The sequence below is a fragment of the Bradyrhizobium genosp. SA-4 str. CB756 genome, from assembly GCF_000473125.1.
In the GTDB taxonomy this organism is placed as follows: domain Bacteria; phylum Pseudomonadota; class Alphaproteobacteria; order Rhizobiales; family Xanthobacteraceae; genus Bradyrhizobium; species Bradyrhizobium arachidis.
This window is the reverse complement of the sequence record NZ_KI421499.1, coordinates 27,725-49,532: the sequence shown is the minus strand read 5'-3', so window position 1 is coordinate 49,532 and position 21,808 is coordinate 27,725. Positions and strand designations below refer to the sequence as shown.

The 21,808-nt window shown below is 60.2% G+C and carries 16 protein-coding genes and 2 pseudogenes; 10 read left to right on the top strand and 8 right to left on the bottom strand.

The window, feature by feature from the left end:
* Positions 1 to 28 precede the first annotated feature (28 nt).
* Positions 29 to 1,543, bottom strand: a complete 1,515-nt coding sequence (locus BRAGE_RS0100250) for an ABC transporter ATP-binding protein (RefSeq protein WP_027564033.1) — start codon at positions 1,541 to 1,543, stop codon at positions 29 to 31.
* A 40-nt stretch (positions 1,544 to 1,583) separates the two neighbouring features.
* Positions 1,584 to 2,514, bottom strand: a pseudogene (locus BRAGE_RS47540) (ABC transporter permease).
* A 575-nt stretch (positions 2,515 to 3,089) separates the two neighbouring features.
* On the opposite strand from BRAGE_RS47540, the gene BRAGE_RS0100235 reads away from it, so the two are divergent.
* The 5 genes from BRAGE_RS0100235 to BRAGE_RS47530 all read left to right on the top strand — a co-directional run bounded on the left by BRAGE_RS0100235 (position 3,090) and on the right by BRAGE_RS47530 (position 8,380).
* Complete coding sequence (locus BRAGE_RS0100235; RefSeq protein WP_027564032.1) at positions 3,090 to 4,526, top strand: ABC transporter substrate-binding protein; 1,437 nt, start codon at positions 3,090 to 3,092, stop codon at positions 4,524 to 4,526.
* A gap of 121 nt (positions 4,527 to 4,647) precedes the next feature.
* On the top strand, positions 4,648 to 5,511 hold the full coding sequence (locus tag BRAGE_RS0100230; protein WP_027564031.1) for a carbohydrate ABC transporter permease: 864 nt from the start codon (positions 4,648 to 4,650) through the stop codon (positions 5,509 to 5,511).
* Entirely contained in the window at positions 5,508 to 6,347 is an 840-nt protein-coding gene (locus BRAGE_RS47535; protein ID WP_051377651.1) for a carbohydrate ABC transporter permease, read from the top strand. The genes BRAGE_RS0100230 and BRAGE_RS47535 overlap by 4 nt, the downstream gene beginning before the upstream one ends.
* A 10-nt stretch (positions 6,348 to 6,357) precedes the next feature.
* Positions 6,358 to 7,458 (top strand): ABC transporter ATP-binding protein, encoded by a 1,101-nt coding sequence (locus BRAGE_RS0100220; protein WP_027564030.1) that lies wholly within the window; start codon positions 6,358 to 6,360, stop codon positions 7,456 to 7,458.
* Positions 7,459 to 7,489: 31 nt separating this feature from the next.
* Positions 7,490 to 8,380, top strand: a complete 891-nt coding sequence (locus BRAGE_RS47530; protein WP_035729217.1) for an SMP-30/gluconolactonase/LRE family protein — start codon at positions 7,490 to 7,492, stop codon at positions 8,378 to 8,380.
* Positions 8,381 to 8,448: 68 nt separating this feature from the next.
* Here the strand turns inward: BRAGE_RS47530 and BRAGE_RS47525 are convergent.
* The 5 genes and pseudogenes from BRAGE_RS47525 to BRAGE_RS0100190 all read right to left on the bottom strand — a co-directional run.
* Positions 8,449 to 9,942, bottom strand: a pseudogene (locus BRAGE_RS47525) (TRAP transporter large permease subunit); the annotation flags it as partial.
* Positions 9,939 to 10,964 (bottom strand): TRAP transporter substrate-binding protein, encoded by a 1,026-nt coding sequence (locus BRAGE_RS0100205; RefSeq protein ID WP_027564028.1) that lies wholly within the window; start codon positions 10,962 to 10,964, stop codon positions 9,939 to 9,941. The pseudogene BRAGE_RS47525 and the gene BRAGE_RS0100205, both read right to left, overlap by 4 nt.
* Before the next feature lie 178 nt (positions 10,965 to 11,142).
* Positions 11,143 to 12,153, bottom strand: a complete 1,011-nt coding sequence (locus tag BRAGE_RS0100200) for a transketolase family protein (protein ID WP_027564027.1) — start codon at positions 12,151 to 12,153, stop codon at positions 11,143 to 11,145.
* A complete protein-coding gene (locus BRAGE_RS0100195) occupies positions 12,150 to 12,989 on the bottom strand; it encodes a transketolase (RefSeq protein ID WP_027564026.1) in 840 nt (279 codons plus the stop codon). The genes BRAGE_RS0100200 and BRAGE_RS0100195 overlap by 4 nt, the downstream gene beginning before the upstream one ends.
* Positions 12,990 to 13,013: 24 nt before the next feature.
* Positions 13,014 to 13,763 (bottom strand): SDR family NAD(P)-dependent oxidoreductase, encoded by a 750-nt coding sequence (locus tag BRAGE_RS0100190; RefSeq protein WP_027564025.1) that lies wholly within the window; start codon positions 13,761 to 13,763, stop codon positions 13,014 to 13,016.
* 109 nt (positions 13,764 to 13,872) lie between these two features.
* Between BRAGE_RS0100190 and BRAGE_RS0100185 the strand changes: the two genes are divergently transcribed.
* Both BRAGE_RS0100185 and BRAGE_RS56580 read left to right on the top strand, forming a co-directional pair.
* Complete coding sequence (locus tag BRAGE_RS0100185; RefSeq protein WP_027564024.1) at positions 13,873 to 14,769, top strand: LysR substrate-binding domain-containing protein; 897 nt, start codon at positions 13,873 to 13,875, stop codon at positions 14,767 to 14,769.
* Between the two features lie 2,479 nt (positions 14,770 to 17,248).
* Complete coding sequence (locus BRAGE_RS56580; protein WP_231164112.1) at positions 17,249 to 17,716, top strand: S1/P1 nuclease; 468 nt, start codon at positions 17,249 to 17,251, stop codon at positions 17,714 to 17,716.
* 27 nt (positions 17,717 to 17,743) lie between these two features.
* On the opposite strand, the gene BRAGE_RS56575 is transcribed toward BRAGE_RS56580, so the two are convergent.
* Positions 17,744 to 17,908, bottom strand: coding sequence for a hypothetical protein (locus tag BRAGE_RS56575; RefSeq protein ID WP_231164113.1), 165 nt, complete (start codon positions 17,906 to 17,908; stop codon positions 17,744 to 17,746).
* A gap of 423 nt (positions 17,909 to 18,331) precedes the next feature.
* Here BRAGE_RS56575 and BRAGE_RS56570 point away from each other — a divergent pair, with 423 nt between their 5' ends.
* The 3 genes from BRAGE_RS56570 (at position 18,332) to BRAGE_RS56370 (ending at position 21,796) form a co-directional block, all read left to right on the top strand.
* On the top strand, positions 18,332 to 19,141 hold the full coding sequence (locus tag BRAGE_RS56570; RefSeq protein WP_283808052.1) for an effector protein NopP: 810 nt from the start codon (positions 18,332 to 18,334) through the stop codon (positions 19,139 to 19,141).
* A gap of 2,259 nt (positions 19,142 to 21,400) precedes the next feature.
* Entirely contained in the window at positions 21,401 to 21,610 is a 210-nt protein-coding gene (locus BRAGE_RS56375; protein ID WP_028146171.1) for a hypothetical protein, read from the top strand.
* 45 nt (positions 21,611 to 21,655) lie between these two features.
* On the top strand, positions 21,656 to 21,796 hold the full coding sequence (locus BRAGE_RS56370) for a hypothetical protein (protein WP_181411720.1): 141 nt from the start codon (positions 21,656 to 21,658) through the stop codon (positions 21,794 to 21,796).
* Positions 21,797 to 21,808 lie beyond the last annotated feature (12 nt).

Sequence of the window (21,808 nt, the reverse complement as noted above, 5' to 3'; positions counted from 1 at the left end):
TATTTCTGATCAAACACGCGCCCTCAAGTCAGGCGGCTTTCATTCCCGCCATGTACTTGCCAATCAGGCGCTTGTCGGCGCCCTCGGCTAACACTTCATGGACGATGCGACCCGCGCTCATGACGAGGACCCTGTCGACCAAGCCAAGCAACTCGTCGAGATCCTCCGAGATGAGCAGCACTGCGGCTCCGCCATTCCGGGCCTCCAGGATCCGACGGTACGTTTCTTCGCACGCAACGAAGTCAAGACCGAACGTCGGATTCGACGCGACCAGCAATCGAACGTCCTGCGTGAGCTCTCGCGCCAGCACAGCGCGTTGAACATTGCCACCGGAGAGCGCGCTCATGCTTGCGTTCAGGCCAGGGCCCTTGACACGAAATTTTGCGACCAGCCTCTCGGCCTGCTCTGCGAGTGCGCCGTAGTTCATTGCGATACCACGGCAGAGCGGCGCCCGATCGAAATTACGCAGAGCAAGGTTCTCGGCCAGCGACATGCGATCGATGCAGACGTTCTTCAGAGGCTCTTGCGGCAGTCCGTAGACGCCGAGGCGAGCGATTTCCTGTCGCGTACCGTTGAACGATGAGCCGGACACGGTCATCGTACCGCTGCGATCCCGCTGCCCCATCAGGGCCTCGACCAACTCCAACTGTCCATTACCGGATACCCCGGCAATCCCGACAATCTCGCCTGCCCGCACCTCGAGCGAGAGATCTTTCACGGCGGGAAGACCATTGTCGCCATTCACGCGGAGGTCGCTGATGGAGAGGACAATATCGGACTTCGGCGGTGATTTCGGCGCGTGCTGCACCATCTTGCTGACGGGTTCGCCAATCATAGCTTCTGCCAGAACGTCATCAGTCAAATCGGCGATGGCGCCCGTTCTCACTGACGCGCCTCGACGCAACGCCGTCACGTCGTCGGCGAATCGGCGCACTTCATGGAACTTGTGGCTGATCAGGATAGCGCTGAGTTCGCCCTTCCGTGTCAGGCTGCGAACATGGCCGAGCACTTCATCGGCTTCTGCCGGCGTCAGCACCGACGTCGGTTCGTCCAGGATGAGGAGCTTGCGCCCGAGATAGAGCTGCTTGACGATCTCGGCCTTCTGCTTCTCGCCCGCGGAGAGCTGCGAGACGCGCACGTCGAGTGGCACGTGAAAAGGAAGCTTCTTGGTGACTTCGGCCAGCCGCCTCAGCTCGCTTTGCCAGTTGATATAGGCCGGCAATCTCGCACCGCTGACGACGAGATTCTGTGCCACCGTCATCGACGGCACGAGAGTAAAATGCTGATACACCATGCCGATGCCGAGTGCATCGGCATCCTTCGGCGATTTCAGCCGGTGCTCGCGCCCATCCACCTGGATGTGACCCTCGTCCGGATGGTAAAAGCCCACCAGGCATTTGACCAACGTGCTCTTCCCAGCGCCGTTCTCCCCGAGCAGCGCGTGGACGGTGCCGGAGCGGATCAGCAGCGATACGTTGTTCAGGGCGAGGTTTGCCCCGAAACGCTTCGTCATGTTCTTGAGCTCGACTTGCGGAACGCTCATTGGACTAACCTTCGAGGATGAATTCTCGTCACGACGCTTCTCACCGGTGGAGCTTGAGCTCGCCCGGCGCATTGGCGAACGGAGCAGCCCGCGACGTCGACGCGATCATGATTGCAAGGGTCAGAATGTAGGGAGCCGCATTGAACAGGTAGTAATAACCGGTCACGCCAACGCCCTGGAGCGCAGGACCAAGAGCGCCCGCCCCGCCGAACAGCAGCGATGCGCCAAGGGCGTTGATCGAACGCCAGCGCGCAAAGATGACGAGCGCGACCGCCATGATGCCCTGACCACTCGACAGTCCTTCGCTCCAGCTCCCCGGATACGAAAGCGACAGGAAGCTGCCGCCAATGCCCGCGAGAAAGCCGCCCGCCATGGTCGCTATGATGCGCACCCGCAATACGGGAAAGCCAAGCGCGCGTGCCGCATCCTCGCTATCTCCCACCGTACGCAGCATCAGCCCCAGCCGGTCCTGTTCAGGAAGACGTAGACCGCAAAAGCCAATGCAATTCCGACGAAAAACAGCGCGTTGACGTCCAGCGCAGCTCGCACCTGCGGTGCGCTCGACCAGAATCCGAGTGCGATCGAGGGAAGCGGCGGCGCCTTGGGCTCTATCAAGGGTTTGCCCAGGAAGAACGCGAGGCCCGTACCCAGCACGATCAGGCTGATGCCGATCGCGGTGTCGTTGATGCGCTTCACACTGCACAGCAGGCCATGCAGGAGCCCGAAGGCCATTCCGGCAGCCCGGCTGAAAGCACGCCGAACCAGGGCGAGCCGGAGAGGTAGGAGATCGCGTATCCGGCCATGGCGCCGAGCATCAGCGTACCTTCGAGGCCCAAATTGATACGGCCCGATTTCTCGGTGATCAGCTCACCGATGCTGACGAAAATGAAGGGTGTCGACACACGGATCGCCCCACCCAGGATCGCGAGCGGCAGCGCAAGCCAGCCGATTGATGTAGCGTGAAGGCGCACATGGAGGAGGCGTCAGAATACGTGAAGCGGTTGGACGGCCGTCTCGATGGTCGACTGATCCTCGATTCGGAAATGGCGCCGCGCCCGCGACCGCTGTCCTGAAGCGGCCTGTTCCGCCGCGACTGCACCGATGCGAACTGCGCGAGCATTGCGCTTTGGATCGCGCGGCAAGCCTGTTCTCCACCCCGATCCGAGCAACCGCACGATCGACTCGTCTTCTCTGAAACCGAGACAGATAGGTGACTGCCGTTCACCGATGCTTGCAAAGTTCTCATTTGTCGGCCGGTTCCGCCTCGACGCAGACTAGCCCCAAAGTCAACGCTCTCGAGCGTTTTGGGGAGGATACGTGCTCTACAACGCCAACTGGCGTCCATTGAGGTTGCGGGCGACAAGCCCGGGCCCGCGATGCGCCTGCGCTGCAAATCCTCGACATAGATGAATTTGTTTCTCTCGGCCCGGTCACCGCCCACGGCGTCCGTTCACGCCGGCGGCTGACTAACCAGGCCAGGATCACGTGAGAAGCGCTCCGAAGCCGGCTCTTTCGGACTCCGGACGCCCAAGAGGAGGAGGAAGGGATGAAGTTCAGTACGTTTCTCGGCGCGACCGCAGTGCTAGCGCTGGCTGCTGGTTCGGCGCTGGCTGCCGACAAGGATGCCGCCGACACAGCGGTGGAAGCCGCGAAGAAGTACGCGGGTACAACGATCAGCATCGTCTGGGAGGCTGGTCTCCAGTCGCTCGACCCGCTTAACTATTCGGGCCCGCAATGGGAGAGGCTCACCGGCATCAAGGTGAAGGTGGTCGAGGTGCCAACCGACCAGATGTTCACCAAGATCATGCAGGACTTCAAATCGGGCGCCGGAGCGTATGACGCACTGAACGTAATCCCATCCTGGATGCCCGACCTTGCACGCGCGGGCGCGCTCGAGCCGCTCGACAAGTATGTCGACAAGTTTGGCTACCGCGACGAGCTGCAGGACATCGCGGCCGCCTATCGCGACAATCAGATGCAGTACGACGGGAAGATTTACGGCTTCCCGGACGACGGCGACGTGATGTTGCTCTACTACCGGAAGGACATCTTCGAGGATCCGAAGATGAAGGAGGAGTTCAAGGCCAAGTTCGGCTACGAACTGGCTCCGCCAAAGGACTGGAAGCAGTTCGATCAGATCGGCCAGTTCATCACCGACAAGATGGCGCCCAAGGTCTACGGCGCCGGCTTCTTCCGCACGGCGCCCTACCCGCAATACATGTTCCAGGAGCGCTTCCGCATGGAGGGCGGCAAGTTCTTCAATCCCGACACCATGAAGGCGACGGTGAATGGCGACGTTGGCCTCAAGGTGTTCAAGCAGATGCTGGCAGAAAACAAGTTCATGCCGCCCGGCGTCGAGCAGTGGAATTTCGTCGACAATCTTGCCGCCTTTCTCCAGGGCACGACTGCAATGACGATCTCCTGGCCACCTTACGGACGGTGGGCCGCGGGCTACGGCTCGGGCGAAGAAGCGCTGAAGTGGGTGCCGAAATCGCAAGTCGCCGGCAAGGTCGGCTACGCGCTCACGCCTCTCGGTCGCCCGGAGCTCGGCGTCGGCTTTGATTTGTCGGTGTCGGCCACCAGCAAGAACAAGGAGGCCGCCTATCTCTTCATCCAGTGGCTGAACAGCAAGAAGACCAGCCTCGAGCGCGTCCAACTCCCCTACACGCTGCGCGATCCGTTCAGACTCTCGCACTATGCAAGCGAGAAATATCTTGCGCTCTGGCCTGACGCTGCCGCCTATCTCGACACCATCAAGACGTCCGGCGACAAGGGCCTGCTCGACCTGTCGCTGCTGCAACAGGACAAGTACGACGAGGCGATGACCAAGGCGATCTCGAGCCTTTGGGCCGGCGAAGATCCCAAGGTCATTCTCGACCGCATGGCGCAGCAATTCGACGCGATCACCGAGAAGGTCGGCATCGAGAACCAGAAGGCCGTCTACAAGGTCTGGGCCGCAAAGCCCGGCGCCTACCCGCAATAATTGGCTGGATACCGCACGGGAGGCATCGCTCTCCCGTGCGGTGCCGATTCCTGGACTGATGATGACGCTTTCCGCAACTCTCAACGCAGCCGAGCAACGCCGCCCTAGCCGCTTTGGGCGCATGCTCGAGGATCGCCTGCCCTATCTCATCGTCGCGCCGGCCATTCTGATCCTCCTCCTGGTCGGGCTGTTTCCTTTGATCTACTCGCTGGTCGTGAGCTTCCAGCGCATAACGATGACCGAGAACGACACCTCCTTCGTTGGCCTCTTGAACTATGCGGAGCTGTTCAGGGATACCCGCCTCTGGGCTTCGCTCGGTCACACCGCCATCGTCACCGCGATCGCCCTCCCCTTGGAGCTGCTGATCGGCTTCCTGATGGCACAGCTCTTCATCGATCGCATGCCCGGTCGGCAGATCTTCGTCGCGCTGCTGGTGCTTCCGACGGTAATCTCGCCGATCGTTGCGGGAGCGACCTGGCGTCTGATGTTTGACGTCCGCTTCGGCCCGATTGGCCAGATTCTGAGCTTCTTCGCCGGCGAGCCGATCCGGATTCTGTGGACCGTCAATCCCGCCTACGTCTATCCGGCGATCATCATCTGCGAGGTCTGGCAGTGGTCGCCGTTCATGTTCCTCCTGCTGCTCGCTGCGCTGTCGAATGTGGACCAGTCGCAGCTCGAGGCCGCGGAGATCGATGGGGCGTCGTACCTGCGCGTGCTTCGGGCGATCGTTCTGCCGGCGATCGCGCCCGTGATCGCCGTCGCCTGCCTGATCCGCGGCCTCGATCTCGTACGCATCTTCGACATCATCTGGGCCCTCACCGAGGGCGGACCCGGCTCGATGACAGAGACCATCTCGCTCTACACGTATGTGCAGGGCTTCTCGCAATTCGAGACCAGCTACACGGCCGCGATCTCATTCCTGGTTATTGCGCTGCTGACGCTGATCACGACCCTGGTCCTCAAACGCATGGAGCTTGTGCGATGAGGATCGGCAGGCTTCCGGCCAGAAAAGCCCGCATTCTGGCCGTCCGGTATCTCGGCGCAGGCATCGTGACCCTGCTGTTCCTGTTTCCGGTCTACTGGCTGTTCATGATTTCGTTCAAGACACCGGACGAGATCTATCACGACCCGCCCTTGTGGATTCCCGGACAGATCCAGTTATCGAACTATTACGTCCTGTTTAGGGATGGCGATGTCCTTGCCATCTTGAACAGCCTGATCGTTGCTGGCGTTAGTTCCGGCATCGCAATCGTTCTGGGGACGCTGTGCGCCTACAGCCTCGCCCGTTTCGGTACCGGCGGCGAGAACCTCGCAGTGTGGATCATCTCTCAGCGCATGATCCCGCCGATCGCGGTCGTCTTCCCGATCTTCCTGATCTACGTGTATTTCGGTCTCGTCGACGGCTATTTCGGGCTGATCCTGCTCTACACCGCATTCAATCTTCCCTACGTCATCTGGATGATGCGCGGCTACATCGTCGACGTCCCGCTGGAGCTGGAGGAAAGCGCGCTGGTCGATGGCCTCAATCGATGGGAGGTGATCTGGAAGGTCGTTTTCCCGATGGTCCGCCCGGGCCTCATGGCAACCTCCGTCTTCACCTTCGTGTTCGCCTGGAATGACTTTCTTTTTGCGCTGGTGCTCACCCGCACCGAGTTCATCACCTTTCCGGTGATGCTGACGCACTACTTCGGCGGTCAATCGAATTTCTGGGCAAAGATTGCGGCGATGTCGGTCCTGGGGACGTTGCCGATTTTCGTCGCGGTCTCGGTGATGCAGCGCTATCTCGTGCGCGGCATCTCGCTGGGTGCCGTCAAGGGTTAGGGAGAGCGGAGTGGCTGACGTCAAGCTGTCCGGATTACACAAATATTACGGCAACGTGCATGCGGTCCGGGGAGTGGATCTCACCATCGCCGACGGTGAATTCGCTGTTCTGGTGGGGCCGTCCGGCTGCGGCAAGAGCACGCTGTTGCGAACGCTTGCCGGTCTCGAGGATCCGGATGGTGGAACGATCACCATCGGGGGCGCGGTGGTCAACGATCTGCGCCCGCGCGAGCGCAATATCGCGATGGTGTTTCAGAACTATGCGCTCTACCCCTATCTGACCGTCAGCGAGAACATCGCCTTCGGCCTGCGCGCCCGCAAGACTCCCGAGATCGAGATCAGGAAGCGGGTTAGTGAAGCCGCCGAGATGCTCGGCATCGGCAATTTCCTGCAGCGCTATCCGCGGCAGCTCTCTGGAGGACAGCGTCAGCGCGTCGCCATCGGCCGCGCCATCGTCCGCAAGGCCGACCTGTTCCTGTTCGACGAGCCGCTCTCGAATCTCGACGCCCAGCTGCGCGACGAGATGCGGACCGAGATCAAGCGCCTGCATCACGAGATCACGACGACCATGATCTACGTCACCCATGACCAGGTCGAGGCGATGACACTGGCCGACCGCATCGTGCTGCTGCGGGACGGAAACATCGAACAGCAAGGCGCTCCGCTCGAGCTGTTCGAGCAGCCGCGCACGGGGTTCGTCGCCGGCTTTCTCGGCTCTCCCTCGATCAATCTCATCCCGGCGACCCTCAGGACAAACGGTCCCGGCGCAGCAGTGGTGTTTCAGTCCGGCGGTGAACTGACGCTTCCGAGCACGAAGGCGAGGCCGCTGGCCAGTATGGATGGGCGAGAGATTCTCGTCGGCATTCGGCCCCAGCACATCAGTCGGGCGGGCGGGCCGTCGCGCGAAGGCGTGGTCTCCTATTCGGCGACTGCCGATCTCATTCAACCGACGGGGACACGCACATTCACCACGATCAAGGTCGGCGGCGTCGACGCGGTTGCCGAACTGCAGGCGCACGATGTCAGCAGCCATGGCGAGCGGATCGACCTCGCCATCGACCTCAATCGCGTGGTGCTGATCGATCCGGCCAGCGGCCTAGTCATCGCATAACGAGACCAACATTCGAAAACGGGAGGGATGAATGGCGTCGAGACTGTTTGCAACCGGAATTGGCGCACCGGAGGGTCCGGTGTGCCTGCCCGACGGCTCGATGTATGTCACGGAGATGTCCGCATCGACCCTTTGCGTCACGCGGCTCGATCCTCGCGGCAATCGCCGCGTCATCCGAACGACGGGTGGCCGTCCGAATGGACTAACGACCGATGGCCACGGCCGGATCTGGATCGCGGAAGCCGGCCTCCGGGCGCTGATCTGCATCGACGAGAGCGGAAACGAGATCCGGCGCATGCAAGGCGAAGGCGCGGTGCGCTTTCTGTTTCCGAATGACCTCTGCTTTGGTCCGAACGGATTGCTCTACATGACCGACTCCGGAATGGCCGCCGAGGATTTCATCAACGGCCAGGCCTTCGTCGACGGTTATATGGACCTCGACTGGGACGGCCGTGTGTATGAGATCGATCCGGTAGCCATGAAGGTGCTCCGCGTGCTCGATCGCAAGATCCGCTTCACCAACGGCATTGCCTTCGGCCCGGACAACCACCTCTACGCCAACGCATCCTTCACGGGCGAGATCTATCGATATGAGGTGCTTGGCGAGGCAGCGCCGAAACGCGTCGTTTTCGGTAACGTGCTGCAGCTGGATGCCAATCCGGACTTCAAAGGGCCGGACGGGATGGCCTTTGGCATGGACGGCAGGCTCTATTGCACGGTCTACAACCAGAAGAACGTCACCGTGCTGGACCAGCGGGGCGAAGTGCTCGATCGTCTAATCCTGGACGGACCCCAGCCGACCAATTGTGTCTTTGCGCTCGAAGGCAGGAAGCTACGCGTCACTGAGGTCGGCAAGGGCCAGGTCGAGGAGATTGACATGGCATGCGATGGCCTGCCGCTGCATCTGCCAAAATTCGCCTGACGAGATGCCCTCGCGATGTTTCCCGCGAGGGTGCCTCGCCCGTTATCAAAGGAAGCCGATCGATAGCCAGCCATGCCTGTCGCGGCGCCGATGATGAGCAGAATCGCCCCGGACAGTGAGGCTGTCTCGACCAACATCGGATAGATGCGACGCCAGTCGAACTGACGATAGACGAAGAGACCCGCACAGGCCGAATAAAGAATACCGATGGTCGAGACCTCCGTTGCCGTCGCGACGCCCTCAACGACGGCGGTCCGGATCACGAATGGCAGCGCGATGGCCGGTATGGCGATGACGAAGGCACGGCCAATGTCCCGGGCCTTCGCCCTTTTGACGTGAGAAAGGTCCTCGCGGCGATATCGCCACCACACCACGGCCGCGAGCATGACCGCGAGCACCACGCCGGGAAGCAAGCCGCCGGTGAACAGCGCCGAGATCGACACGCCCGTGACCGAGCCGATCGTGATCAGGACCAGCGAGGGCGGAATCGTCTCGGTCTGGGCACCGGTCGCCGCGAGAAGCGCAACGAGATCTCCCGGTTTGGCCCCACGCTGCCGCATCTCGGGAAACAGCACCGGAGCCACCGCTGCCATGTCCGCTGCCTTGGAGCCGGAAATGCCCGAGACCAGATACATCGCTCCGACGAGCACGTAGTGCAATCCGCCGCGCACGTGGCCCAGGAGGCTCGCCAGGAAACTGACCATGGCGCGCGCCATGCCCGTCATCTCGATCAGGAGGCCGAGAAAGACGAAGAGCGGCACGGCGAGCAGGATCAGGTGGCTCATGCCCTCGTCCATCCGTCCGATCATCACTACGTCGGGCGTGCTGGTTGTCAGAGCGAGATAGCCGACGGTAGCGAGGCCGAATGCGAACGCGATCGGCACGGCCGCAAAGACCATCGCGCCTACGACGAAAACGAAGAAGATCAGGAGATTCAGATTGCCTAGCGGCTTCAAAACGGGAGTGAGCAGAACGAAGGTTGCTATGATGCCTGCGACCATTGCGACCGAAGCCAGCAAGCTGCGCAGGCTTGCGATGCGGATCAGTCGAAGGACCGCTGCGATCAGCATCAGTCCCATTCCGATCGGCAACGCTGCCGCACGCCAACTGTTGACGATTTCGAGCGCGGGCGTCGTGACGAATACCTCATCTGCGGCGAATTCGTAGGCCGGCCAGACGACGAGCACGAGAAAGGCCAGCGATACTGCGGCCGCCAAGACATCCAGAAATGCGCGAACTTCCGCACTGAGGACCCCGACGATAGCGGTCATCCGCATATGCTCGCCGCGCTGGAATGCAATCACCGATCCGAGCATGGCGAGCCAGAGGAAGAGAATGCCGGCAAGCTCATCAGACCAGACGATCGGCGAGCGGAACACATATCTGCCCACGATGCCCGCGGACAACACCGCGATTTCCGCGAGCACGAGCAGTGCTGCAGGTACAGCGACGATATGGCCGAGCACAGTGTTCGCTGTCACGATCCAACTGCGCCGGCCCGCCTGCGACGCGACGGCTGCCACATCGGCATCGACGTGGGGCGTATGGCTCACGCTGCTCATGATAACTGGCCCGCGGCTTTCTCGAGCTGCGACCATGCCTCATCGCCAAACTTGGCTTTCCAGTCGGCGTAGAAGCTGGTCTTCGACAAGGCCTGGCGGAACGCGGCGCGATCCACGTCGATGAATTTGAGGCCCTTAGCCGAGAGATCGGCGCGAAGTGACTGGCTAAGCTTCGCGATGTCGGCGCGCTGATCGACCGCGGAGCGGTCGAGCTCGCGTGTCACGATCTCCTGCATGTCCTTCGACAGGCGCTCGAAGGCGCGCTTGTTGCCGAGGATCCAGTAGCCGTCCCAGACGTGCCCCGTCAGACTGCAGGTGCTCTGCACTTCATAGAGACGGGTGGTCGCAATGATTGGCAACGGATTCTCCTGCCCGTCAACGACCTTGGTCTGCAACGCGGAATAGACCTCGTTGAAATTAATCGGTGTCGGCCCGGCACCGAGCGCCTTGAAGAGCGAGGTCAGCAGAGGCGCGGGTGGCACGCGGATCTGGAAATTCTTCAGGTCATCCGGCGTCCGAATTTCGCGGCCAGAGGACGTCACCTGGCGAAAGCCGTTATCCCAGGTCTTCGACACCGCCATGATCGGCGTTTTGGCGATCTGCGCTCGGATGTAGGTGCCGAGGTCGCCGTCCATTGCCTTCCACACGCTATCGTAATCGGCGAATGCGAAGCCCGTGTTCACGATGCCGGCGCTCGGCACCAGGGTGGCGAGGATCGAGGACGATTGATTGAAGAACTCGACCCCACCGCTGCGAACTTGGGTCAGCAGTTCGGTGTCGGAACCGAGCTGATTGGCTGGAAACAATCTTATTTCAAGTCGGCCTCCGGTCGCTTCCTTGATGCGGTCGATCGCTTCCTGCACGCGAATATTCACAGGATGGGTCGGATCCTGTCCTGTCGCGAACTTGTAGACGAACTCGGCGGCTGATGCCGGGCGGGTCAGAATCCCGCAGAGAGGTACGGCGCTCGCGGCCATCAATAGCGAACGGCGGCTGATGCGTCCGGGCTTCGAGACAGTCATGTTTTCCTCCTGATCCTGTATTGACGTCGTGCCGGCTGCATGAGCCGACGCTGGTTTTCAGCTGTCCAACTCCTCGACCGCCCGCATTCGGGCAACAGCCATCGCTCCTCCACCGCAACATGCAGCGGGCGGAACTCTTCATTCGGATTTGGCCTGACTGGCGCTTAGTGCCGGTGCGCTAAAGCCACTGCTTGATCTGCTTTGCAACCTCGCCGGTGGAAATGCCGTAGCGGTCGTGCAGTGTCGGAAGTGCGCCGGCGTCAAGAAATTCGTCCGGCAATGCAATCTGGCGGAAAGGCGGATGAACGCCTGAACGCATCAGAAGTGCAGCTATGGCCTCGCCAAGGCCGCCGATTGTGGTGTGGTTTTCGGCAACGACGACCAGGCGCCCTGACTTGGCAGCTTCACGCAGTATCGTCTCGGCGTCGAGCGGCTTGATGGTCGGAACATGCAGCACCGCAGCATCGAGGCGGTCGTTCTTCAGAGTTTGCAAGGCCTCGAGCGCACGCATGGTCATGATGCCGGAGGAGATGATCAGGACGTCCTTCCCGTCGCGGATCAGCTTGGCTTTACCCAGCTCGAACTTGTAGTCGTACTCGTCCAGCACCACCGGTACCTTGCCACGAAGAAGGCGCATGTAAACGGGCCCCTGATGCGCTGCGATCGCAGGCACCAGCTGCTCGATTTCGTGGGCGTCGCATGGGTCGATGACCGTCATGTTCGGCATAGCGCGGAAGAGCGCGAGATCCTCCGCGGCCTGATGGCTCGGGCCATAGCCGGAGGTCAGCCCGGGCAATGCGCAAACGATCTTCACGTTGCGGTCTTCCTCCGCAATCGTCTGATGTATGAAATCGTAGGCACGGCGGGATGCGAACACGGCGTAAGTCGTCGCGAACGGCATGAAACCTTCGGCAGCAAGGCCTGAGGCGGCGCCGAACAGAAGCTGCTCCGCCATGCCCATCTGGTAATAGCGGTCCGGAAATTCCTGGGCGAAGATGTGCAGGTCGGTGTATTTGCCGAGATCGGCCGTCATGCCGACCACTTCGGGACGGCTGCGCGCGAGCTCGACCAACGCATGGCCAAAGGGTGCTGGCTTCGTTTTCTGTCCCTCGGCCGCGATCGAGGCGATCATGGCCGAGGTGGTCAGGCGCGGCTTGCCCGGTTGGGGCGCTGATCTGACGGTCTTCATGCCTGCCTCCCAGCTTCCAGCGCGGCCAGCGCGAGCTGCCATTCGTGCTGCTCGACGCGGATGAAATGGTTCTTCTCGCGCTGCTCCAGGAACGGAACGCCCTTGCCCATCAGCGTGTCGGCGATAATCATCCGCGGCTTCGGCGCAGGATGAGACTTGGCGGCATCGAACGCGGCAACCACGGCATCGAGATCATTGCCGTCGATCCGCTGCACGAACCAGCCGAAAGCCTGAAGCTTCTCGACCAACGGCTCGAACGCCATCACCTGCGTCGAAGGACCGTCCGCCTGCTGATTGTTGACGTCAACGATGCCGATCAGATTGTCTAGCTTGTAATGGCCCGCCGACTGGACGGCTTCCCAGACCGAGCCTTCATCGAGCTCGCCGTCGGAGAACAACGTGTACACCCGTGCGTCCGATTTCTTGCGCTTCAGCCCGAGGCCCATGCCGACGGCGATGCTGAGCCCAAGCCCGAGCGAGCCGCCCGACATTTCCATTCCAGGCGTGTAGGAGGCCATGCCCGACATCGGCAGGCGGCTCTCGTCGCTGCCATAGGTTTCGAGTTCTTCTTCAGGGACGATCCCCGCCTCGATCAAGGCCGCGTAGAGCGCGATGGCGTAGTGCCCGTTGGAGAGCAGGAAGCGGTCCCGCCCCTCCCATGACGGATCTTCAGGCCGGTAGCGCATCGCGTGAAAATAGGCCACGGCGAGGACGTCCGAGATGTCCAGCGCCTGGGCGATATAGCCCTGGCCCTGGACCTCGCTCATGCGCAGCGCATTGCGGCGAATGTTGTAGGCGCGGTCAGCCAGCTTGGGCGTGTTGGTCAGCGTTTCCATCAATCTGGACCTCGTCTTGCCGGCTCAGTGGATCAGCATGCCACCGTTGACGTCGATCACGGCACCAGTCACGTAGGCGGAGAGATCCGAGGCCAGGAAGGTGTAGATGCCGGCGACGTCGTCCGCCGTGCCAAGACGATTGAGGGGAATGCCTTCCAGGATCTTCGTCCTCATCTCGTCGGTCAGCTTGCCCGCGGTGATGTCGGTGCCGATCAGACCGGGCGTCACGCAATTGACGCGGATGCCGTCCGGACCGAACTCACGGGCCATCGCCTTGGCGAGACCGAGCACGCCAGCCTTGGCCGCCGAATAATGCGGGCCGCCAAAGATTCCGCCGCCGCGCTGGGCCGAAACCGAGGACATGCAGGCGATTGATCCGGACTTGCGCGCGCGCATGTGCGGGATCACCGCCTGGGAGAGGAACAGAATGCCCTTCAGATTGACGTCCTGGATGCGACCCCAATCAGCCGGCGAGATATCCAGGAACTTCACCGGCTGGGTGATGCCGGCGTTGTTGATGAGAATATCGATGCTTCCGAAGGATTCGATCACGCGAGCGACGGCCTGTTCGCAGGATGGTTTGTCGGCGACGTCGCATCGCAGCCCAATGTGGGACTTGCCAAGCGATACCGCGGCGTCCGCCGCCGTGCTCGCGTCAATGTCGAGAATGGCGACCCGAGCACCCTCGGCGGCGAACCGCCTTGCCGTGGCCAGCCCGATGCCGCGCGGCGATGCCGCGCCCGAAATGATGGCCGTCTTACCGCTGAGCAGCATCAGTTCCTCCCGGAATTGTTTTTCATTGGCAAGGCTAGGAATGCCTCGCGGACGCGCAACAGACAAACGCACAGTTGTCACGGATGGATGAATCTGGTTCACTTATGGAATGCTGTCAAACGTCCCGATATCGGCAATTCGCGCCTTTGAAGCCGCCGCCCGCACCGGATCGTTTCGCGATGCAGCGAATGAGCTTCACCTGACACCGAGTGCAGTCAGTCATGCCATCCGCAAACTGGAGGACACGCTTCGGACTGTTCTGTTCGAGCGCAGCGCGCGGTCAGTGCGGCTCACGCCGGCCGGCGAAAACCTGATGCGTCACACCGGAGCCGCTTTCGATCAGCTCCGCCGCGGTCTCGAGGAAGTCGCCGCGCGCGGGCCGCAATTGGTACGCGTTCATTCCGCGCCGAGCTTTGCCGCGCAATGGCTTGCCCCGCGACTTGCACAGTTTTTCGCCACTTACCCGAAGCTCGAAGTCCGCCTGGCTGCGAGCACCGACTACGCGCGCTTCAGCAACGACGATTTCGATGTCGACATCGTCTACGGTCCGCCGCGCGCGGAAGGAGTGGAGGTTGTTCCGCTCCCAGAGGAGACGGTCACGCCCCTCTGCTCCCCCGCGCTTGCAAAATCAATCAGGAAGGCTGCCGATCTCCTCGATCAAACGCTCATCCGTTCCGACGTGAAGCAGGTTCAGTGGCACCAATGGTTCACGGCGAACGGATTGGAAGCACCTGCGCTCCACGGGATGAGGTTCGATCGCAGCTTTCTTGCAATCGCAACGGCTGCGGAGGGATTGGGAGTAGCGTTGGAATCAACGCTCCTGGCCGAACGCGAACTGGCGAGCGGGCGACTAGTTGCGCCGCTAGCAGGGCGCGCCAACGATATCCGCTACGTCGGCCATCGCCTGATCTACCCGCGCGCCAGTCGACAGAGGTCTGCGGTACGAGCCTTCGCGGATTGGCTCGTGGCGCAACTCGCTGGCGAGACCGTGGGTTCCTCGCACTAATATCGAAGTCAAGCCGAGCAGCCCTCAACCAACCAAGCGTGCGGCTATTTTGCGTCTCGAGTTCCGATGTTCGCGTCTTCAGCGCATCGAAGTCGGCGCCCAAGCAAACGGGCCTCCATAAATCCTCACAATCGTATCATTCGTGCCCATTATCCGAGGTGCCACCATCGGGGTGGCGGAAGATCGTAGATTGGCGTGCAAAATTGTACGATTGGTAGCGAGCGCCGCGAGGGCACTTGCTCTGAGACGTCGTTTCAAAGCATCGCGGAGCAGCTCAATGCACCAGGTATCGAATAGCTGGATCGATGTGTGAAAGATTGAGGCTGAGCGAGCGCTGTTCGTCGGATATAACCGGGCGCTGACGAACTACTATGCGCGTGCTGAAGGAGGAGCGGGGCCGCGACCAACTGCCGAAACAGGAATTGGGAATGGCCAAGGTCGTCTGTATTGAGGGCGCGTTTCACAGCGGCGGGCTGCCGAGCTTTTGGAGTGAGCCCAGCGAGCGTACTCCGATGACGAAGGCGCGAGCGGGAGCACGGCGCGGTGCTCTGCCAAAGGCCCAACGGCCTCGGAAATCGCACCGGGTCGAGGCCCATCGTGCGACGATCATGGCTGTGCTCGAGGCCTCGCCCGATAGCGCCATCGATGAACTGCGGCACAGCTTGAGCAAAGAGGGCCTTTGCTTTGGCTATGGCACGATCCGCCGCTCTTCGAGCGTCACAAGATCACGCGCAAAAAGAGACTCCCATGACGCAGAGCAAGACCGTCCGGACGCTTCGAAGGGCGACGAGGCTTACGCGAGAGTCACGACAAGGTCGATCGGGATCGTCTCGTCTTCATGTGTGAGACCTGGGCATCGACCAAAATGGCGCGAACACATGGTCGCTTCAGGCGCGGCGAACGCCTGCGGGCACCGTACCTCATGGCCACTGGAAAATGTGTCGTAGCCGCTCTCGCCAGATATGGCATCATCGGTCCTTGGGTGCTCGATGGCGGCGGGACTCCCATCGGCGTCCAAAAGGGCCTCCTTTGATCAGCGTGCTCTGCTGGTAGCGCGGTAGAGCCGCATCACCGTGAAACATGGTATTACTCGTGCGAGATCGACCTGGCATTTAGGCGGTCCGCGCTGCTGCGACGATCGTTGCCGACGATCCCGTCTTTGGGAAGGTTTGTCACGGCGGCATCATGGAGACGTTCGCTAACAGCCTGCGTATCTGGCCACGTGATGGCGTGCGGCGACGGCTCAACGTGCGGCTCCGGTCTCTCCGATTGGACTTGGTGCTGCTCGACGCCCGACTCCGGGCGGATCGACCGATCATTCTGAATTTGGGGGAGGGGTGGATCAGCCTTACGCCTGAGCCCTTTGCCCCATCTGCATCGGGAGTGACGGTCGAATTGCGGTACAATGACGGGAGGAAGCGCAAGGAAGTCGTCGACATCACGGACAGGCGGACTCGTCCGCTTGCCTGCGGCGCGCTTACGCGGGGGGGTTCAGGTTCGCTAGATGTTTAGCCCCTGCCTTTGATGGTGCATCCTTATCGCACCATTGCAAGGAAGCGCCATGGGACATGATCTGAGACCGGAAAACTGGACCATTTATGACCAAAGTATTCGAAACTCTTGCGTCATGACGCTTTGCAACGATTACTTCGCGTGGCCTGGCCGAAATAGGGACTTCGTCTCACGCAGGCTTCAGGACGTCGCGGGAATACGATCCTTTAGGAGCACTATATAGTGGACCAAAGGCAGCCGGCCCAGGAGCACAGAGGCAATCCCCGAAGCTTGGAAAAAACGCTGTGGAAGCGCCGTCAAAAAATGCTTGCGCTATCACCGTCAGTCAAAGGTCGTTCAAGCACGAAATTCGCTGGAGCCGGTCCCCAGCACGTCCTCCAAAACAGGCGGCACAAAACTGACGACGGGAGCTCGGTAACACTCGATGGTGTCGTACCGCTGAAGGAACACACCGTGCAGGATATGAAAAAACGTCGGCTATTCACGCGGCACATCGGCCGCTTCGTTCGGGAGGCATCAATGCGTTCGCTTGCTGCGTCAGTCGCCTTCACGTGCTTCTCATTTTCGCCTGCCGCGGCTTGGTGGGACGAAGGGCATATGCAGATCGCCTATCTCGCTTACAAGCAACTTGTCCGGTGGCCAAAGAACACGCCGACATACTCCTGAAACTACCGGATTACGCAAACTGGATCGCAGGCGCGCCCCAGGGCGCGGAAAAGCTGTACGCCTTGGTGCATGCCGCTACATGGGCCGATGATATCAAAACGAAGGACGATTACTACGACGATCAAGTTAAAGATTCCAAGGCAAAACAGATCGTCCCATATGGCCACCTCAAGCATGCCTATTGGCATTTCAAAGACGCTCTGTACACGCCGGACGGCACGTCCCTCCCGCAGCCGGATCCGGTTGATGCTGTCACGCAGCTCAAGGCTCTAGTCGCTAAGCTGCCAGCCTCAGAGAGTGCTTGGGATGCTATGCGTTCCTACAGTCTCGCCTGGACACTTCATCTGGTTGGCGACTACACCAGCCGGATCATGCAATTGCCTGTTACACTGCGCAACTGCCCGACAATGGTGGCGATCGCGGCGGTAACGCAGAAAACGTCATACCAGCCACGGGAGAGACGATCCTGCTTCATGCTTATTGGGATAGCTTGTTCGGCGGCTATTCGCCAGTGTTCGGAGCGATCACCGACGACGAGGACAAATTCAACGGCCTCAAAAATGTCGCGCCAGATTCCGCGAAGGCTCAGATTCTCGATCCTGCCACCTTGGCCCAAGAAAGCTTCGAGCTGGCCAAGCAGAATGCTTATGCAGCTCCCATACCGAATGACACGACACCGGTTCAACTAACTCGAGATTATGAGACCAACGCTCGCAACGTAGCTCGCAATCAGGCTGCGCTTGCCGAGGACGATTGGCCAATCTGCTGAACCAGATATTGAAAATGAATTCGACCGTCACACGCTGCGCTGCCAGGCGTTCGCCAAAGGAAAGCGGCGAGGCGGGTAGTCGCGCTGAGTGTTCGGCGCATATCGCCTTCGCTGCAAGTGTTCCTGGTATTGCGAAACGTAGGGTGAAGAATACTCCTCCTCCCCAAGCACGAGGCCGTGGGCGGTTTGCATGCTGATCTCCTATCGAGCTGATTAGGCTCGATAGGAAAGACCGAAATTATGCGCAGTTCGCCAGCCGGACGCCGTCCGAGAATCCCATAGATACAGGCTCCTGTTCCTGCGAGCTGCGCACAATCACGGGGTGTTCCTAATCCCGCTTGTGTCGAGATTTATATAAGCGCGACGACCGGCCCTTCGCCGGGTTCCCGCCGCCGGCAGCGGTGATTACGCCTCGAGCGACCGACGAAGCGAGGATCCACAGATGCATCTGGCGATCTTCGCCGGCGTCCTGCAAGCCGATTGCTACAAAGCAGATCAGAGAATTTTGCTTTCCGTTTATTGTCGGCGTCAGCTTACGGACAGCTAAGCTGCTTATCGGCGGGGTCAGGTCTAATGACCTGAACACAATGCAACAGCCATAGGAGTGTGGTCGCCATGGGCGGTCGAATTAACAATTGGTCGGATGCTCCATCCGCTGATGAGTATCATTACGCGAGCTCCCCGGAGCACAGGAATGCTGACTATTTCGCGGACGCGTTCGGTAGAATGGGATTGCAGGATTCGGGTGCCAGCTCATCCTCGCAGCCGAGTTATTACCTCACTTCAAGATCTCCCGTTGTTGAGATCGACCAAGCCGAATTCCGGGAACGGGTGAGGAGCTTTCATGGTGACGAGATCAATCATATCGCCAACAATCCGCAGGAATACTCAGAATTTGTATCCGAAAGAGCCAGGCGCACCGCGGATGTCGCTAGCAGTTACGCGATCCGAAGGGATTCTGATGCCGCCCGATATTACAGCTACCAACTGGGAAATAGGAGCGTCGGCCTCCAAAGAACGGAAGCCGGATTTCCTATGGCGACTGAGTTCACCAGCCAACGGTGGCGAGAACAGTTCCCCGGACGAACTGACGTCACATCAATCGTGGATTTTCAGGTTGCTCATCCGCTCGTCGGCAACGCGGGCGATATTCTGCTTGAGCACCAACTACAGCAAGACGGCGAACGGCCGCTGGTGAACTGGCGGCCTGCTAATGATGAAGCGAGAACCCGTGCAGAACAAATGGGCTTCGTTGATGTAGATCACAATGATATGGTACTCGATCCCACCCAGTCCAGACAGTGGAGATACAGGGATGGTGAATGGCAACGTGCAACCAATTCTCCGATGTATCTCTCCAAAATCAAAACGCCGAGTGATGATGAACCTTCACCAGAGTCCGATTCGGATGGAGACTTTATGTGACGTGAGATCTCCATCAATCGATTGAGGTGGAGCAGGAGCGCAGACCAACCGACACCTGCGGCTTACGATCGAGCGTTGGACGGAACGAAGCCGAAGTCAAATTTGGCTCAATCCATGAGGTGCGCTGTACTGACCGCACCGCGGCGGTTTAGGAGAGTTGGTGCCTGTAATAGCACAAAAGAAAATCCCGGCTTCCAACCGGGGTTTTCGACTGTGGCCCGGGCGGGAGAAGCGAATTGCCTATGGCATGCGCGAGCGTCATTGCGTCCGCGCCATCAGAATTGCTTGGGACTTCCCGGGTTCGCTGGGTGAGGAGGGCTTCGTTGGCCGTTTTCTTCGTAGGCGGTAATCTCGAGAAATGTCGGGCCAACTCATCGAGCAACGAGACCATCCACGCGGCTCGCCGGCGGTGGACGCATGGCAAGATCAAAAAAGGAGCAGATGCCAGGCAGACCCACCTCATTCTGCTCCAGGATGAGGTTGATCTTGCGCTTGCGGTTTCCTGTCCGTTTGGGTCGGTGCCCCTCCGATCTGGCTCCGAACCGGTCATGGTCTCGTATCGCACCGCCAAATCGAGCCACTGCAATGCTCTCGATTGCGTCAACAAACATCCTCGATCTATTCTCATCACAATGGCTGGGCCGGTCCGGCATGCAATGCTTTCGTTGGCCTCACGTGCGCATCGTCGGATGCTGCTCCGCCATGCCAACATGTCCGGGTAGGCTCCGATCCAATTCGCCACGAAGACTATCAGCACCTATGCGAAGTCCGGCCACGCGGGTGTTCTACAGGGCGCGGCGTTGGTTGACAGAGGAAGCTGTTCTTCCCGCTGGCCGCGTCTTCAGCGAGGGGCAGTTGCCAAAATGGCGGACCTTCGGAACTTTTGCACCGTCGCACTCTTTTTCGAAAGCCTCGACGCTCCTCATCCTTGACGGCACCGCAGCGCGGCAATTTCCCCGCGGTACGCCCGTCCTCATGCGCCCAAGAGCTGAACGATTGAAAAGGTTCGTTCGGGCTATGCTTGAACGGGATGCAAGAACGAGCGCCACCGCCGAAGGTAGGTCGGCCGCAAAAGCGCGGCGTTCAAAGGCAGCCGCGGCGCGGGAAGATCACTATCTTGTCACCACAGATTGCCTGATCGTACGTTCTGCCAATGCTCGAAGGGGCGCCTAAGTCCACCGCGAGTTGATGAGCTACGCGCGAGACGCCGACGAGAATATCGGCAACTGCGCGGAGGTCCACGTTGGGTGTGCGCATCCGCGATGTAGCGGGCAACAGAATAAGCGCCCTCTTATCGTTAACCGGGCCGTTCCCGGTGGAGCGCCGTGCGAATCGCGCATCTCCGTCCGCGGTAGAGTCGCACTCTGATGACCGCTTAGCATTCCGTGTCGTGATTCCTAGCGCGTCGGCCTATCCGAGCGGCTGCAATTCCACGGTCGTCCAGTACGCGCGTAAGGTGGTAGGGCAGCAGTTCGTAGGGGCGTCGTCCGTTGGGGGCGCTGTGTGCCCAAGAAAGCTGAAGAAGATGCGTTCGTGTTGCGGGTAGTTGAAAGTAAATTCTGGAATGCCGGAGCACGGAGACTAGCTCGAAACGGGCAGCTGTTCGGCCCGCCGGTCGGCAGTTCCTCTCTCTCGACCGGAGGCCGCGCTCTCCGCAGTCGGCGGACTTGGTATTTTGATTCAGAGGGTGATGCTGCTTGCGGTTGAGGAAGGACTTACGATTCTGGCACAGTCGTTGCTAGTATGGTGCGGCAGCACTGAAAGTGCTGAGCGCACCAAACGCGAGACCAGCGATGCTCCCTGTTCTGGAATCGATGTGGCCCTCTTGTGAGAGGAAGGAGCTTGTTGCTTTTGACTTTGTGTGTCGTCGCGCTTAGCACGGCGACACCGACATTCGCTGCGGATCTCGCTCGGCGGCGCATCTACACCAAGGCAGCACCCCACTTGATCGTGGTCGCGATCAAAATCAGCGAGCGCAGAACATCGCGCAGCCTCTGACAATAAGTTTGGAGAGTAACATGGCGCTGGCTTAGAATCCCCTGCTCCCCCGATCAAGGTGGAGAACTGGCTGCGTGGTCAGCCCGTCACGAGCTTCCAGCCCGGGAAGGTGTACATCGTTGAATTTTGGGCAACATGGTGCGGCGCTGTCCGATCTGATACAGCTGCAAGAGAAATACAGAGATAGCGGAATTGAGGTCCTCGGAATAGCAGCTCAAGAGCGCGCTCAAATAGCGGAAGAGGCCCGAAGTTGGAAAGTGGTTGACCGAAAGATTGCCAAATCTCAACTATCGGATCGGGTTCAACTACACACGCGAAATGAACAAGCTTTGGATGGATACCAGCTTTTCTGTCGGGATTCCGACGCCGTTCGGGGTCGACCGTGATGGCCGCATCGCCTCTATCGGTTCGCCGACGCAACTCGATGACGTTATGCCGAAGATTCTCACTGGCCATTGGCGCATCAGATGAAGCGAAGCCGCCGAGTCAGGGCGGATCGCCAAGGGCGAAAGCGCAATGCCGATCTTGGCTAAACTAAGGCTGGCGATGGAGGCACAGGATTGGGCGAGAGCGCTTTCGGTGGTCGAAGAAGCCGTCGCTGCTCTGCCGGATGGCCGGAACTTCCACAACCGCACGCCTTTCATCATCCATGCGTAGCGATACGGGATA